This is a genomic window from Cohnella abietis (assembly GCF_004295585.1).
GTDB classification, from domain to species: Bacteria; Bacillota; Bacilli; order Paenibacillales; family Paenibacillaceae; genus Cohnella; species Cohnella abietis.
In genome coordinates this window covers 716,034-732,283 of record NZ_AP019400.1, presented here as the reverse complement: position 1 = coordinate 732,283, position 16,250 = coordinate 716,034, and the positions used below count along the sequence as shown (strand labels likewise).

Genomic DNA, 16,250 nt, shown 5'->3' with positions numbered 1-16,250 from the left:
CATGCTACTAACCTTTCCACCTAGAGAAGAACGAACGCTTGCATGTGTTCTTTCTTTTTAAATCAATTAATTCGTCTATTTGATACTTATCAAAATTATCAGTAAGTGCATCGTAACCTTCATTTAACTTGAATTTCATCTCCTCACCGAAGAGCGGAACTAGACAGTAAAAGTGAACACTATGTACATCGTCTATTTTCAAGGTATGGAAATCCTGGCTCACTCTAATTGGAGGAAGCAGAATAATACCATTCATTGCAGTTGTATTGGAGAGAGATTCGGCCGGATCTCCGTTTGGAATCGTGTGGCCTTCACCCAGCCACGTATGATGTTCATGAGGCAATCTTGCCAGCATTTTCAGCCAGTAGACAGGCCAATAATTATCGGAATTTTTGAACGCTTTGTCTGATATCTGCCAATCTGGAGGCAAACAAATCATTAATTCCGCATATCGATAATCTTCCCTCCCCTCAGGGGTATTCATAGGAAGATAACTCATTCCCGTTGTGAACAAGACATTATACGGATGGCGTTCTGTAGGTTTAATATGATGTACATCAATGTGAATTAAATCGGAAATAATCTCGTGCAGAACGGTCTCCACCGTCCCATAGTATCTCTCCATGTGCTCCCCAATTTTCTCCATCCAGCCTTCTTCACCATATGTCGGAGGTCTCCACTCCGATTCTTTATTTTCATACCGATATATTGGATCGCCTGCTTTAGAGTATTCTTTAGTCATCTTAGCGAATCTCCTCTATGTATAATAGTTATCTACAACATCTAATAAATCCCATTTATGTATATACAGTATATCTTATCAGTTTGTTGCAAGGAACATATAAATCTCCACGAAAAAACAATGGCAGCACTTTAATTAGCACAAGCATAAACGGCTGACGCCTTTCTTTCACGGCGTTCAACGTTTATGTCGGAGACATATCAGAAAAGTATAGAAAATTCTATTGCTGATATGTAGAAAAAACCACCTAACCCCAAGTGTTAGATGGCTTCCTCTACATTATTTCATTTTTACCTATTTAATAATTTGTTCCTCGCAGTCGCTGTCATTATTCTATTGCGATACCCGCGCTGGCATATCCTTGAACATCATTTATCAAAGTCAGCCCGGCTGCCGTTGAAGAGAAGACAAGTAGATACCGCGTCCCTTTTGTTAAAGGAACAGCCAACCCAGTGGTAATACCACTGGAGGTACTCCCTATAGCTATTACTCCTGTAATTGATGGCGAAAGCGTAACTGTAGCGCCCGGAACAGGTGAGAACGTATTATTATTAGAGCTATATAATTGTGCAGTAATGGTGACTGATGAGCCAACTAGAATCAACGCCGTAGATGTGCTGAAAAAGGCTGATATCGACGTCAATGTTCCATCACGTGGTAACGAAAAGGCATAATTGGGGGTAGTAGTGATATCTACAGTTCCACCGATTAATGATAAGCCTGTGGCGGAACTTCCGAAACCGACCGCACTGGACGTTCCAACTAGCCCACCGGCAATAGTCGTCATAGTAATCGGTCCGCCGGAAGCAAACGGAATGATGGTCGAGGATCCTTTATCACCTTTATCACCTTTATCACCTTTATCACCTTTATCGCCTGGTGCGCCTGGTGCGCCTTGTGTGCCTTGTGTACCTGGTATGCCTTGTGTGCCTTGTGTACCTGGTATGCCTTGTGTGCCTGGTGTACCTGGTGTACCTGGTATGCCTTGTGTGCCTGGTGTACCTGGTATGCCTTGTGTGCCTGGTGTACCTGGTGTACCTGGTGTACCTTGCGGACCTGTTGGACCTGCTGGACCTGTTACGCCCGCAGGACCTGCTGGACCTGACGATCCAGAACCAGAAGAGCCCGCTGGTCCGGTATCTCCTTTATCGCCTTTATCCCCTTTATCCCCTTTATCGCCTTTGTCGCCTTTGTCGCCTTTATCACCTTTCGTACCAGTTGAACCAGTCGAGGAGCTATCTCCAGTCGTGATGATAACTGACTTGAGTTTATCATCCCATTTCACCTTGGCATCGAATTGTTCTGCTAGAAAACGTATAGGCACCATAACCCTGTTTTGAATGATTTGTGCAGGCTGCTCAAGCGTCACCTTCGTTATTTCGGAGCCCTCTTTTACAGTTGCAACCAAATCTCCAACAATAATAGTGACTGTAACATCGTCCTTAACAGCGGTCACTGTCTGAGCTGCACTATCCCATTTCATCTTTATATCTAATGTATCGGAGACATGCTTTAGAGGTACAAACACCGTTCCTTTTATGACTGCTGGCTGAACATCATTCTGTACGTTTTTCCCATTGATATTCAGGGAAATGCCTGCCGCTTGAGTTACCGGTACTGAGATTAATGTGGTAACAAGCGTAAATACTGTTGCGAGAATTAGCCATTTCTTTTTAAACACATTACTTCCTCCTAAGTATAAATAAATTGTATTCAAATCGTTGCTCTATAACATCCTGAAATGTTATCTCCTACTATTCTAATTCATTTAAGGTGATTAATCTGTAACCACGGTTACATTTTGCAAAAAATTATGCTCAAATTACCTCATAGTTCAAGTAATAATTTCGTCACTGCCTCGCGATTCGTTCCCATCATTAAAAATCTAGTAAATGCAAAATCCACAACCTCGTGCGGTTGTGGATTTACATGGTGGAGGCGTGGCAGTTCAATTGTCATAGACTAGGTTCGCTGTTCATACAAATGTTTAACCAGTTTAATATTTCTCTCTTTAAATATTTCATGATGCGAAGAAACTCTTCCTGTCTCCTCTGCACCCGGCTCGATATATTGCTTGGCTTTGTTGACTGCATTAGCCGCGTCCTGAAATGCACCTGCGATTAAGTGAAGCTTTCCTTCATGATGTAAAATATCTCTCGCTGCAAACAGACCGGGAACTGATGTTTCACTCATGGGCTTGCCGTAAAAGAAATAAAACTACCCTCTAGAGGTTCTAAGAACCTCTAGAGGGTAGCTCTTTGTGCCATTAATCTTTTAATTGTTGCCTTCAACCAGCAAATTAATGATGATATCCATCTGTTTTTCTACAGAAATCGGATCACTTAGAAGAAATTTATTGAAATCAATATTGTAGATTTTTCCTGCTTTCCCCGCTGGCGAAGACTTAATAAGCTTTTCCACTTTCTTCATATCTTCCTCTGCACCTTCATTCACAGCCAGAAATAAACGATCACCTATGAAATCGGGGATTACCTCGGCAGATATTTCCCATGTTTCTCCATTAATGACGTCAGTCTCAACTTTTTCTGTTGGCTTCAAACCTAGATACTTGTAGAGAATGTTGCCTCCCATATTGGTATCACCGTAAATATAAATCGCACCGGGACGCACATTCAAAATCGAGAAGGTTTCATCAGCCCCAATGAACGGGCTAATCTTCTTCTTATAATCAGCTATTTTTGCTGTAAATGCCTCTTTCCATTGCTTCGCTTCTTCCTGCTTGCCGAGAATATCACCAAACATTTCAACATCCTTGAACGGATCGTTGTACTGCTCCACAACAATCGTTGGTGCGATTTTGCTCAGCGCTTCGTACCCGCCCTCAAATGCCTCCGCAAATGGTCCAGTTGTAACAATCAGATCAGGCTCTAACGACAAAATCTTCTCCGCATTAGGAGGAACTCCAACATCTACAATATCGGAAATATCGCTTAGCAGCGGATTCTTCAGAATAAAAGTAGTTGCACCTACAGGCTTCACCCCAAGCGTCATCAGCTCGCCCAAATGGAATAAGCTGACCACACGCTGAGGCTTCACAGGAATTTCTGTCTCACCTTTCAAATGCTTATAGCTACGCATTTCAACAGCTGTGCTATCCGTAGCGGTAGCTGTAGCTGTTGAAGCAGGCTGGGAAGCCGGCGTTCCTGTGTTACTGCCTGAATTGCTGCCTGTCTGGCATGCATTCAAAAGCAATGTTGTACATAATATCATCATTGCTCCGAATGCTGGTCTTGAAAATCTAAACATGGATGTGTCCCCTTCTCTGAATGGATGATAATAATTCTCATTCTCATTATGGGGAGCAAGCCTTTCTGATACAATAGACGATTTTAACAAGCGTAATGGATTATTATGAACAGTCTGCCGACTGTCTTCGCGAAACTGAAGCGGAGAGCAGCCGGTATGCTTCTTGAACAAGCGACTGAAGTAATAGACATCCTCATAGCCAACGCTGCTCGCTATTTCCTGAACACGAGCCTCCGATCTCAGCAGAAACTGCTTCGCTTTATGAATACGTACATGAATCAGGTATTCAATCGGACCTACTCCTATCTGGCTTTTGAACAAGCGAGACAAGTAGCTCGCGCTGCAGCTGTAAATTCCGGCTAATTCCTCGGCTGTAATCGCCTTCCTGTAATGCTCATGAATATAGTGAATCGCTTCGGTTACGACATTTAATCTACCGTTTTCCGTTGCTGACGTGCGGATTTGTCGCATAACCTCAAACACAAACGGAAGAAAGGCAGACTGCGCCTGCAGCTTGTCCATTGGGGTTGATTGCTGCCACAGGCGATACATAGCTTGACACTTTTCCTGCAGAGGCAGCATCGCATAAGGAGTGAATTCATACGGAATATGGAAGCTTTCCTGCTCCTCCGGCGAGGCGCACTCGGCTTTATACAAAATCAAATAGCAAGCAAAGTCGTTTCCCAGCGGCATAAAGCCTAACTCCGCACCCTTTCCACCATGCAGAATGTGAAGTGAACGGGTTCGATAGACCGTTCCCGAAAGATTCACTCTCGCCTCTCCATGGGTAGTAACTACGAAAAAGCTAGTATGCGCCACATAGCGCTCAGGCACAGTGTCATTCTCCACACGATACTGTCGAATATCTAGCAATCTAACAGCGGTTCGGCTCCACCGTTCGATGTGGGCTTCCCAATCCATACTTTCTTCCCCCATTCGATTCGAGAAAAACTCTCAGTGCCGTTAATAGAAAACATCCTCGCGGGTAGGCCACGAGGATGTTTTCTAGCGAAGAGTCTTTAGCCTCGCATTCCGCTGCATCGCCAACCATACATATCGGCAAAAACATATTGGTTCCACTCCGAATAAGTATCTTTTTACCAGGGCGGTTTGTCAAGCTACGTGCGGCATTAGAACGGCAACAAAGGATCGTAGTAAAGCATTGCAAAGGTTTCCTGCGCTTCTTTATAATGATTATTCGCCATCTCAGCTCTGCCTTGCAGCAGCCTTGGACCAATATAAATCAGTAGCGTCCCACCGATAACTATAATCCCTAATATGATTAAGAACATTTGTTGGTCCTTGGAGTAAACGCCAAGTTAACTAAATATTTGAGCCTAAGTGGTGCAGCTACTATATAAGCAACCTCAAAAAGTAAACCCAATAGGTTAGTATCGCAGAAGTTTTTGGAGATCTCACTTCGAGATGTCCACGAAGCCTTCCCCGAACACGTCTCTTACATCATGAATAGTAATGAACGCCTCTTTATCAATCGATCTAACAATTTTCTTGAGCATGCTCACTTCCTGTTTGCTAATAACAATATAGAGCAGCTCCTTAGGCGAATTTGTATAATAGCCCCGACCATAGATAACAGTAACACCTCTGCCAATGATGACGTTAACTTGCTCAGCTATTCTATCCTGCTCCTTAGAGACAATCGTAATCGCCTTCTTGGGATTGATACCTTCAATAATGAAGTCCATCACCTTGGTTGCTACATAGAGCATGACTATCGTGAGCATCACACTTTGCGCGCCGATAATAAAATAAGAGGCAAATACGACAATCAAATCAACGATCAAAAGCGCATAGCTTACGTTCCAGTCTAAGTACTTATTAAGCATTCTCGCAATAATTGTCGACCCTGCCGTCGTTCCACCTATACGTATAATCATACCTATACCCACTCCCGCAAAAACACCGCCGAATATAGCATTGATAATGAGTTCATCGGATTCAATATGCCAGCTCTTCGTAAGATGCAGAAAGAGTGAATGAAGGAATACGGCTATAACCGTATATATCGTTGTGGTCTTGTCCAGAAATTTATACCCTACTATTAATAATAGGGAATTAAGAATCAAGCTTATCAGTCCAGGAGACCATTCAAACAAATAGTATAAAATAATCGTTACTCCCGTTACCCCGCCTTCGCCGAACTCATTCGGAATAACGAACAGATTGACAGCCAAGGCAAATAGCATTGAACCCACTATAATAACGAGCATATCCAGTATTCTTTTCTTCATAACATGTCCTTTCGTCTGACCATCCACTGTTGTAGTCTCCGTATATTAAGTACTTATTAAGTACTTAGATCATTCTAGCACGGTTCGTCAAAATAATAAGCTAAAAAGAAGGAAAGTACCCCCTAGAATTCATCGGTTAACTCCCACTGGGCTTGCCAAGTGATTATTCTAGCAGGTGCACTTTTTGTTGATTTGTAGCTTGTAATCTATGCTTACAAATCTCTTACGATATCTTCCGTTTTGGCGGTTTTACGGGATGAGCGGACCCCGGTTCAGTGGCGCGATTTGGGACGGAATTAGGCGGAGATGCCGACTAATTCTCGGTATTCGCGAGGTATGGGACAGAGTTAGGCGGAGGTGCCGACTAATTCTCAATTTTCGCGAGGTATGGGACAGAGTTAGGCGGAGGTGCCGACTAATTCTCGGTATTCGCGAGGTATGGGACAGAGTTAGGTGGAGGTGCCGACTAATTCTCAATTTTCGCGAGGTATGGGACAAAGTTAGGCGGAGATGGCGACTAACTCTCGGTATTCGCGAGGTATGGGACAGAGTTAGGCGGAGATGCCGACTAATTTCCGGTATTCGCGAGGTATGGGACAGAGTTAGGCGGAGGCGCCCCTCTTATAATGCTCTAACGCTTCTTCGTCATTTCTATGCTCCTCCAACCATACGGCGGCCGACTTTGTAAGACGTTCCACTCCGTTGGGCACCAACGCGTTATATTGATGAGGGATCTGAAGTTTCGGGTTTATACTCATTGAAACTCCTCCACTTGTAAACCTCTTGTTGTAATAAAGCACTATTACTATCAAAGCTTTAGTAGCAAAAAAGAAAACCACCTAACCCTTAGTGTTAGATGGCTTCCTATACCTACTCATTTCACCTATTTAAGGCCTATCTCACTCACACTTACAACCGTCATTCTATTTCAACACCCGCGCTTGCATAGCCTTTGACTGTGTTTATTAAAGACAGCCCGGCTGACGTTGCATTCAACCCCTTTACTGATTGATTACCCCGTACCTTTCATCACCGCATATTTCCTATAATACTATTTCTGGAATCTTGCATTTTTTTAATGACATTCGTCATTAGCTCGAAAGCTTCATTTCGTTTATTACTCAAATTTTGCAAGCGAAGCAAGTCTATTTGCTGAATATTGCTTGCACTATCAATCTGTGACTTGATATGTAATAACAGGTTCTCAAGTTCCCCTTTCGTATGCGGTATATCCAAATTCATAGCAGAAAACCGAATTGTTATACAACAAGGTCGCCCCTATGATAATACCCAGATAAAACTAACTTTTTGACATTCATTCCATTCCCTCTTTTCAAAAGTAAATTTACACAAACATCAGTCAATCAAAACCATGCGTATCCACCCTAGTTAATGACATCACCTGCATTTAATGATGATAATGGTGTCAATACGATTAATACCACCAAATATTCATTTTCTAATGATTAAGTTCTGTAACCCCGATCACATTTTGACCATTACCAAAATAAGTATTTTTATAATTAGGTTTGTCAAGCTACGTGCGCAGTAGATTGGTTAAAACGGATTGTGGCACAGGGTTTACAACGGGATAAGGACAACCATATATTTTACAACATTCTCTTCGAACAGAAGGTAAAATCTTTGATAATCGCCAAGGTTGTAGTTCCACTTTGAAGCTGATTTACTGCTTGGTTCTCCTAAATTAGCCAATACCTCATCGGGGGTAGAGCCAACGGTAACGCCGCCACTGGTCTTGTATTGATTAGTCGTGAACACATATTGTCTACTAATGGCGATAATACCGCCCTTGTCGTAAATGTTTAAACCTTTGACTTTCTCCTCTCCCGAATCGTAATAGCGAATTTCCGGTTGATCCAAGCTGCTAGATTCCAATTCCTTCTCCCATCCAGCATAATCATTCCCGTTCACCATCAACTGATCGAGGTTGTAAGTCCTTTTCCCATCCCGGGATGAATCCTCATTATGAGCCTTATCCATATCTCGATCCAACTCGGCAAGCTGGGAATCGGGATTTAATAACGACTGCATCAGCAAAACCGTCTGATCATCGGAGTAGTAGAAGCTGTTTCCAGAATCTGGTTCGCCCAAATCGAATACATTATTGTTTATGTCATAGGGAACCGCATATACCGTACCATCCTTTAGATGTAACCGTAGGAGTGCTGATAACTCATAGCTCTCACCTGAAACATTGACTGCCTTCGCTTTCGTCAAATCTATCCAATTAAGGCTTTGCAAGATGATATAATTACGCTCTTCAGGGATAGAAACTTCCTTTCCTGTATTCTCATTAAGCACGGTCATGCTCGATACATCCTCGGTTTTAAAAGGTAGCAAATGCCACAAAACTCCTGCCGTTTCGGTAATTTCTACTCGTAAGTCCTTACTTGTCTCGGTCGGTGTCGGCGTTGACGGTGGTGGACTCGTCGGAATGGGAGTTTCAATCCCGGTCTGGTTATTATCCGAGAACCATTGTCCTACAGTGTCTTTGTTAACAATAACAACGAATAAGACCATTGCTGCAAGAGCAGTCACAATTAACAACGGTACGAGTGCTTTTCTTTTACGTGGTTGGACTTGAATTTGATATTCCTCCGCTTTTTGCTCAATTTGATGTATTTTGTCCAGCGTGAACGTTTTTTCCCGAATTGGATCGCCCTTCAGCTTCGCATACCATTCCGGCTTTTGCTCATTCATACGCTGCACTCTCCTTCCAATATCGGTTCATCTGCTGTCGTGCTCTCGCAAGTCGGGATTTAACCGTTCCTTCCGATATTTGCAGCAAATCCGCGATTTCTTTCATTGTCATCTCGTACTTGGCATGTAAAATTAACACTTCTCTCATTTTGAGCGGCATCGTGAGAACCGCTTGCCAAATTTGTTCCGAAAACGCCTGCTCCAGCATTTTGTGTTAGGCAGATGGACTTGTTCCTTTGCTTGTAATCCATTCTGTAAGCGTCACTTTGCGCATAAATGCCGATCGTAAATAATTGATTGATATATTACGCGTAATGGACAACAACCAAGTTTTAACCGAGGAGGCACCACGAAACGTTCCAATCGCTTTGTATGCATTCAAAAAGACATCCTGGGTGACGTCATCCGCCAGATCGTAACGTTTGGTTAATACAAAAGCTAAATTCCATACGTCTTGACCGTATTGGGTCATTAGCAGATGGAAATTTGCAGAGTCCAAACTCTCGCAATATTTCCAGTACGATTCCTCCAACGTCTTCACCTCCTAAGATTAGACAATACAACAACCGAATTAGTTCCATTGCCATGCTCAACTCCGAGCTTGCAGCAAAGCCTAGTGATAAATAAGAGCATCTCGGCTGTAGCGTCTTCCAGTTCAAACACTTCATTACAATTTCGAGCAAAATAAAAGCCCGACCGCTTGAGGTCAGGCTTTCATGGTGGAGGCGCGGGGAATCGAATTTCTATCTGAAAACAACGCCACATATGCTTCTACGGGTGTAGTCACAGATTTGATGTCAGCTTAGAGACTCCTCGAACAGCTCAAGCAAACACTACCCTTTCCACCTAGAGAAGAACGAACGTTTACATGTGTTCTTTCTTTGTAGATCAAGTAATTCGTCTATTTGATACTTATCAAATTTATTAGTAAGTGCATCGGCACCTTCATTTAACTTGAAGCTCATCTCCTCACCGAAGAGCGGAACTAAACAGTAAAAGTGAACACTATGTACATCGTCTATTTTCAGGGTATGGAAATCCTGACTGACTCTAATTGGAGGAAGCAGAATAATACCATTCATCGCTGTTGTATTGGAGAGAGATTCGGCCGGATCTCCGTTTGGAATGGTGTGACCTTCACCCAACCACGTATGGTGTTCATGAGGCAGTCTTGCCAGCATTTTCAGCCAGTAGACAGGCCAATAATTATCGGGATTTTTGAAAGCATCATCTGATATCTGCCAATCAGAAGGCAAACAAATCATTAATTCCGCATGTCGATAATCTTCCCTTCCCTCAGGGGTATTCATAGGAAGATAACTCATTCCGGTTGTGAACAGGACATTATACGGATGACGTTCTGTAGGTCTAATATGATGAACATCAATGTGAATTAAATCGGAAATAATTTCATGCAGAACGGTCGCCACCGTCCCATAGTATTTCTCCATATGCTCCACAATTTTCTCCATCCAGCCTTCTTCACCATATGTCGGAGGTCTCCACTCCGATTCTTTATTTTCATACCGATATATTGGATCGCCAGCTTTAGAGTATTCTTTAGTCATCTTAGCGAATCCCCTCTATGTATAATAGTTGTCATACGGCTTCCTGATACTTGACCGGACTGATTGCCCGCGTAGATAAATTTAATATATCCTGGAGAAAACACCTTCGCCTCCATAAATCTCAGTTTGGTTCATTTTACCATATTAATTATTATTTCAATAGATTGGAAAACACAGCACAAAAAGCCCCTGATCCTTCCAAATGGAAAGACCAAGGTTAATCCATACCATTCTCTTGTACGATGTGCAGCAGTTCGGACCGACTACCCTCTTTTTCCACGAAAAAAAGCCAGTCACTTGCGGCTGACTTTGATGATAGTGAAGGCGTGTCGTGGCTATGCAAAGCCACAATTCGCCGCTTGATACCTTTCACTTATGACTCACTCTCGTCATCTTCATCGGAGAAATCGCCGTATTGATCAGGCGCTTTTCCTTTTGATTCCAGGAGAGAAGGGAGCTTCGTTCCGCTCAAATCTTCATCCTCCAGATACTGAACAATGAATCTCCATTCATCACCATAGTCGAATAACAGCAGCATCTTATGTTTGGGTGTATGGAACACCTTACCAGCCTTAGCTTTCTTCACACCCGGAAACTTCATCTTTTCGCCCATATCGGCAAATAGCTCGTAACCTTCCTCGGACCGGGCCCAATTTTTCAGGTTGTCATAAAATCCGAACGAATGATCTATATCAAATTCAAACACAGACAACGCAGTAGCCGCCAGATCATACAAGCTTGCGTTCTCTTGAATCGCGATTTTGCGGTACGGTTTTCCGCGAACAGCTCCATTCCAATCCGTCAAAGTGATCTTAAAGATTTTTGCCATATCTGGTTACCCACCTTCCGCTCCATTCTATGCTATTATTCAACATTATTATATCATTTCTAAAGGAGGGTTACGGCTAGTTCTAGTGTTCTTTTAGCATAACTCTCTACAATATCTTCGATTGTTATGCATAGATTGAGGATGATTCAAATGCTTTCTCCCTCCTATGCTTCATCTTTTTACAATTATAATTTATAGATCGTCGGAAATCTTACGTTCGTCAAAGGTTCCAAATATACAACTCTATCTTGATTTTAATGACTGCGCATCAGCTACGAGGCGATTTGGCTCTAACCTTTTTCACCAGCTTGTTGTGCCTAGCCTTGTCTCGGCGCGCTAAAAAGCAAAAATCCACAACCTCTTGTGCGGTTGTAGATTTGAAGGTCTTAATAAGCCTCTGGTGTAATATGAGGAAGACAAACGCACCTCGAGCCAGGCGTATGAATCAGTGGCTCCAGATTTGTCTAAATTCATTCAGAATGGACCGTAGTCTCGTCGTCCACTTGTTTATAGTATTTCTCGTACATGTGCACTGGGACCATCAGAAAAACGCCTACGAATATGAGAATGACGACAAAGAACGCAAATACACTCATGAAATCTGCATTTAACTGACCACCTGCAGAGGCTACCTTCGCAACACTTTCTCCAATCGGTCGCATATTCGACAAAAATACCGGCACCATTGATGATTCCTCCAATATAGATAAATTAGGCAGAGTCAGCACGCGTGGACTTCTGAGTAATAAATTCTCCTCCGCCTCATTTCAATTGTAGTTCGCTCTAGCCCCGATGTATGTGATTTAAATCACGAGCAAACTTTACGAAGGCTGGAGCCTCCTCACTCTACTAGAAACCGAGATTTGATATGACCCTTTGTGTATGAATAATCATACAGATTTAGCCGCGAAAAGGTAATATTGAAGAATGTGTAATCGCACCCTATCGATCTGAAGGATTCCCGTAAAAAATAAAATCCTCATCTCGCTCGCGTAGCCAGAAACATATAAAGCCACAAATACTCAACTAAATTGAGTATTTGTGGCTTTTGTTATTTAATGGATCCCTTTACCGGCTCCACGTTTCACTGTTCAAACTCTTTTCATAATTATGCTCATTAGACGCTTCCATAATATCATAGTAAGCCCAGTAGTTATTTTTTAGATCCACGTACTGTTTGAGCACATTTTTATTGCTGTCTACATAACCTTTGTCGCTATATCTTTCAAGCATACGGTTTACCAGACTAACCACTTCTGCGCGTGTGATGTTGTTGTTAGGCTTGAAAGCTCCGTCCGGATATCCTTTTACCCATCCTTTTGCAGCAGCAAAGGAAATATTGTCTTTGGCCCAGTAATTATCCGCAACATCAGAGAACGTAGAGGGCTCTCCTGTGATCAGCTTATCAAAACGTGAAGCAATTGATGCAAACTCTGCTCGAGTTATCGGTGCTTCCGGCTTAAAGGTTCCATCTAAATACCCGTTGATGATGCCATACTGCTCCATATACCCGATGGCATTTGCATACCATTTCGTACCTGCCACATCTTTGAAGCTGGTTGGATATTCTTTATTAACATCCATTTTCTTTACCAAAAGACGTGCGAACATTGCAGTAGCTTCAGCTCTCGTCATATTTTTCTCAGGACCGAAGGTTTTGTCAGGATATCCCAACATATATGCAAAATGGTTTACTTTATCAAGCTCATGTATACCCGTATCCGTATCTGCTAAAGTCCATTTAGCTGTCAACGTGAAATTAGCGTTCACCCTATCGCTGCTAAAGCTCCACTCGCTTCCATCAGCTTTATACCAACCTGCAAAAACGTAACCTTTTCTTACGGGATCAACAGGCTTTGACAACAGACCTCCGTTAGTAACAGATTGGGTCACAGATGATGGAGTGCCTCCATTTCCGCTAAAAGTAATGGTAGAAACGGTTGCTCCACCTGATGGATTCTGTTGACTTTGACTGTCATTATAAGCTAAGGCGTAGACAGAGAAGTTCTTGACATAAAGTGTAAGTGTCCAGTCGGATGGATCAACAATGAGATACTCTCCATCTGTATTCGGCACCGTGCTGATAATATTCACTGCGTTTCCGTGATAGCGATAAACCGAATAATTGGACTTTCCTTGTAAGTCTGCAGGAATAGGGATAATAACTTTAATCAGCCCTTTGGTTTGTCCGATTAGTCCATCATAGCTCCAACTATCTAATTCTGAATTGCGATTAAATTTTTCAATTGTCATATCAAGGTAGAGCCCGATTCTCATATTTTTGCTCTGTGCCTGAGTTTTGATTCCATTGATTGCTGTTAAGTTATCTCCTGCGGCCGTTTCTTCGTCGGTCTTGGCTACTGTCATTTCAACCTTGACGAAATTTGATCCACCCTCATTGTAGTATTCCTCGGCCTCAGGATGCAGGTTGCCGATAATAACTGCTGGCGTGCCGTTGCCTTGAAATTTAAGCGCGCTGCTTGCATTTCCTAAGGGGAAAATAATAACTCCTAAATCAGTTATCGGTTTATTTTTCTCAACGGTAATCGCGATAATCTCTGTCTTATCCCCAATAGTCATAATTAAGTTATAAGTGCCTGGAGATACATTATTAATTGTAAACTTGCCATCTTCGTCGGTAGTTGCTTCTCCGTATTGGGCATTGCCTTTGATAATCTTGACTGTTGCTCCTTTAATCTTTTGAGCAGGAGCTCCATCGTCAACTATCGTCCCTATTACATCATGTTCTGACCAGCTGGCAAATAGGGTCACATTAGAAGCTGTTTTATCCCAATTTCTCGCACTGCTCATATCCGAATTATAATACTTCGTTCCACCGGTCAATTGGTCAAAATAACCGACAAAAGCATGTCCAGCTTTAGAAGGCTTTTGAACAGTCGGCATTGGCTGATCATAAGTTGCATTCACACTGCCGCTGCCGTCGCTTCCGCCGTTGTCATTCAATATGACAGTATAGGTTTTGGCTGTCCATGTAGCCGTGTAAGTACGAGGGCCTGTGGAACCTTTTGCTATCGTTACAGTTTGAGTTGCAGCTCCCAGACCCGTTCCTGTCCATCCGGCAAACTCATACCCTGGTTTTGTGGGATTAGTTAAGGTAAAGCTATCATCCTCAGCGGTATTGGTTGCTGGGTTCGTTGCCGTTCCGCCGTCAAGATTATACGTAATATTGTAAGAGTTCGGTGCAAATACAGCAGTATAGCTACCTGCTACATAGCTTCCGGAAACCTTTTGCGGTACCCATGTCGCACTCGTGCTAACTTGAGAACTGTTTGCGTCCTGCCATTTCACAAAGTAGTAGCCTGGTTTTGCAGTTGCTACTGAACCAGATGCAGTGCCGATTTCAGGGTTCAATGCTTCACTGGACCGGCTGACTGAACCATAGGCAGTATTATTAGCAGCATAATTGATTGTCACATTCGCGGCTACAGTCCATGTTGCCGTGTAAGTACGATCGCCTGTGGAACCTTTGGCTATCGTTACAGTTTGAGTTGCAGCTCCCAGACCCGTTCCTGTCCACCCCGCAAAGGTATACCCTAATTTTGTGGGATTAGTTAAAATGAAGTTTTCATCCACAGCGGTATAGGTTGCTGGGTTCGTTGCCGTTCCACCGTCAAGATTATACGTAATATTATAAGAGGTCGGTCCAGGTGGGGGCCCCACCTTCCGTATCCGATTGTTATTAGAATCTGCAATATAAAGCATTCCGCTGCTGTCAACAGCTACTCCTTTCGGATTGTTCAATTCGGCAGAGGTCGCCGCTCCGCCATCTCCCGAAAAGCCACCAAAAAAGCCTTTGCTACTCCCCGCCACCGTACTGATTTTCCCTGATGCATCTACTTTTCGAATTCGGTGGTTAATGAAATCCGCTATATACAGATTGCCACTGCTATCCACGGTTACTCCTGTAGGAGAATTCAATTGGGCCGAGGTAGCCGATTCACCATCTCCTGAAAAGCCGGCACTGCCTGTGCCCGCCACCGTACTGATTTTCCCTGATTGTTTATCTACTTTCCGAATTGCATGGTTTTCAGAATCCGCTATATATAGATTACCGATACTATCCACGAACACTCCAGTCGGCAAGTTCAATTTGGCGGAAGTCGCCACTGCTCCGTCTCCCGTATAGCCCCCGACATTGCTACTACCCGCCACCGTACTGATGATCCCAATTGTATCTACTTTCCGAATTCGATTATTATAACTATCCGCTATATAAAGATTACCTTGACTGTCCACGGCTACTCCAGTCGGCCTGTTCAATGGTGTAGAGGTGGCCGCTACATCGTCTCCCCAATAGCCGCTATTGAAAATACCCGCCACAGTACTGATTTCCCCTGATGTATCTACTTTCCGAATTCGGTTATTAAAAGAATCCGCTATGTATATATTACCTGCGCTGTCCACAGCTACTCCCTGCGGGTCTTGCAGTTTGGCAAGATTTGCTTTTCCTGAATCTCCCGAAAAGCCGGCAGTCCCCGTGCCCGCTACAGTACTGATCTTCCCTAATGTATTCACTTTCCGAATTCGGTTGTTACTATAATCCGCAATATACAGATTGCCATTGCTGTCCATGGTCACACCTGTCGGCAAGTTTAATTTGGCCGAGGTTGCATCTCCTCCATCTCCCAAATATTCGCCACTGCCCGCCACCGTACTGATGATATCGCTTGCTGCAGCATAGGTTTTCCCCCCAGACAGTTCAGGCAGCATTGACACTATTAACAAAAAAGCCAGCATACCAGAAGTAAGTTGTTTTAGCTTCTTTCCCATTCCTTGTTCCTCCCTCGTATCGTTGTTGGCAAATGACGTTCCTTAATTATCGTTAGCGGATTAATAGTCTGGTCTATCCT

General features: G+C 43.2%; 11 protein-coding genes and 2 pseudogenes. All 13 read right to left on the bottom strand.

Annotation, left to right across the window (positions count from 1 at the left end; all coding sequences use genetic code 11):
- Positions 1–7: 7 nt before the first annotated feature.
- Positions 8–742, bottom strand: coding sequence for a suppressor of fused domain protein (locus tag KCTCHS21_RS03030; RefSeq protein ID WP_130605058.1), 735 nt, complete (start codon positions 740–742; stop codon positions 8–10).
- Between the two features lie 328 nt (positions 743–1,070).
- Positions 1,071–2,423 carry an exosporium glycoprotein BclB-related protein gene (locus KCTCHS21_RS03025; RefSeq protein WP_162309256.1) on the bottom strand — a complete coding sequence of 451 codons (1,353 nt, stop codon included), beginning with the start codon at positions 2,421–2,423 and terminating at the stop codon, positions 1,071–1,073.
- A gap of 281 nt (positions 2,424–2,704) precedes the next feature.
- Positions 2,705–2,956: pseudogene (locus KCTCHS21_RS03020) on the bottom strand (thioredoxin reductase); the annotation flags it as partial.
- A 60-nt stretch (positions 2,957–3,016) separates the two neighbouring features.
- Entirely contained in the window at positions 3,017–4,945 is a 1,929-nt protein-coding gene (locus KCTCHS21_RS03015; protein WP_130605056.1) for an AraC family transcriptional regulator, read from the bottom strand.
- A gap of 194 nt (positions 4,946–5,139) precedes the next feature.
- Entirely contained in the window at positions 5,140–5,301 is a 162-nt protein-coding gene (locus KCTCHS21_RS30780; protein ID WP_157993930.1) for a hypothetical protein, read from the bottom strand.
- 123 nt (positions 5,302–5,424) lie between these two features.
- Positions 5,425–6,261, bottom strand: coding sequence for a YitT family protein (locus KCTCHS21_RS03010; RefSeq protein WP_130616320.1), 837 nt, complete (start codon positions 6,259–6,261; stop codon positions 5,425–5,427).
- A gap of 602 nt (positions 6,262–6,863) precedes the next feature.
- Entirely contained in the window at positions 6,864–7,019 is a 156-nt protein-coding gene (locus tag KCTCHS21_RS30775) for a hypothetical protein (protein WP_157993929.1), read from the bottom strand.
- Between the two features lie 823 nt (positions 7,020–7,842).
- Positions 7,843–8,982, bottom strand: a complete 1,140-nt coding sequence (locus KCTCHS21_RS03000; protein ID WP_130605054.1) for a hypothetical protein — start codon at positions 8,980–8,982, stop codon at positions 7,843–7,845.
- Positions 8,975–9,454, bottom strand: a pseudogene (locus tag KCTCHS21_RS02995) (RNA polymerase sigma factor). The gene KCTCHS21_RS03000 and the pseudogene KCTCHS21_RS02995 overlap by 8 nt, the downstream one beginning before the upstream one ends.
- A gap of 361 nt (positions 9,455–9,815) precedes the next feature.
- Positions 9,816–10,550 (bottom strand): suppressor of fused domain protein, encoded by a 735-nt coding sequence (locus KCTCHS21_RS02990; RefSeq protein WP_130605053.1) that lies wholly within the window; start codon positions 10,548–10,550, stop codon positions 9,816–9,818.
- Between the two features lie 373 nt (positions 10,551–10,923).
- Positions 10,924–11,379: an IS1096 element passenger TnpR family protein gene (locus KCTCHS21_RS02985; protein ID WP_130605052.1), complete on the bottom strand. Its 456-nt coding sequence runs from the start codon at positions 11,377–11,379 to the stop codon at positions 10,924–10,926.
- Between the two features lie 470 nt (positions 11,380–11,849).
- Entirely contained in the window at positions 11,850–12,065 is a 216-nt protein-coding gene (locus KCTCHS21_RS02980; protein WP_130605051.1) for a hypothetical protein, read from the bottom strand.
- Positions 12,066–12,447: 382 nt separating this feature from the next.
- Positions 12,448–16,170 carry an NHL domain-containing protein gene (locus KCTCHS21_RS02975; RefSeq protein ID WP_130605050.1) on the bottom strand — a complete coding sequence of 1,241 codons (3,723 nt, stop codon included), beginning with the start codon at positions 16,168–16,170 and terminating at the stop codon, positions 12,448–12,450.
- Positions 16,171–16,250 lie beyond the last annotated feature (80 nt).

What these genes read in the sequence shown, in the direction of transcription:
- KCTCHS21_RS03030 (WP_130605058.1), bottom strand. Translation starts at nt 742, where the DNA reads ATGACTAAAGAATACTCTAAAGCAGGCGATCCAATATATCGGTATGAA.
- KCTCHS21_RS03015 (WP_130605056.1), bottom strand. Translation starts at nt 4,945, where the DNA reads ATGGGGGAAGAAAGTATGGATTGGGAAGCCCACATCGAACGGTGGAGC.
- KCTCHS21_RS30780 (WP_157993930.1), bottom strand. Translation starts at nt 5,301, where the DNA reads ATGTTCTTAATCATATTAGGGATTATAGTTATCGGTGGGACGCTACTG.
- KCTCHS21_RS03010 (WP_130616320.1), bottom strand. Translation starts at nt 6,261, where the DNA reads ATGAAGAAAAGAATACTGGATATGCTCGTTATTATAGTGGGTTCAATG.
- KCTCHS21_RS30775 (WP_157993929.1), bottom strand. Translation starts at nt 7,019, where the DNA reads ATGAGTATAAACCCGAAACTTCAGATCCCTCATCAATATAACGCGTTG.
- KCTCHS21_RS03000 (WP_130605054.1), bottom strand. Translation starts at nt 8,982, where the DNA reads ATGAATGAGCAAAAGCCGGAATGGTATGCGAAGCTGAAGGGCGATCCA.
- KCTCHS21_RS02990 (WP_130605053.1), bottom strand. Translation starts at nt 10,550, where the DNA reads ATGACTAAAGAATACTCTAAAGCTGGCGATCCAATATATCGGTATGAA.
- KCTCHS21_RS02985 (WP_130605052.1), bottom strand. Translation starts at nt 11,379, where the DNA reads ATGGCAAAAATCTTTAAGATCACTTTGACGGATTGGAATGGAGCTGTT.
- KCTCHS21_RS02980 (WP_130605051.1), bottom strand. Translation starts at nt 12,065, where the DNA reads ATGGTGCCGGTATTTTTGTCGAATATGCGACCGATTGGAGAAAGTGTT.
- KCTCHS21_RS02975 (WP_130605050.1), bottom strand. Translation starts at nt 16,170, where the DNA reads ATGGGAAAGAAGCTAAAACAACTTACTTCTGGTATGCTGGCTTTTTTG.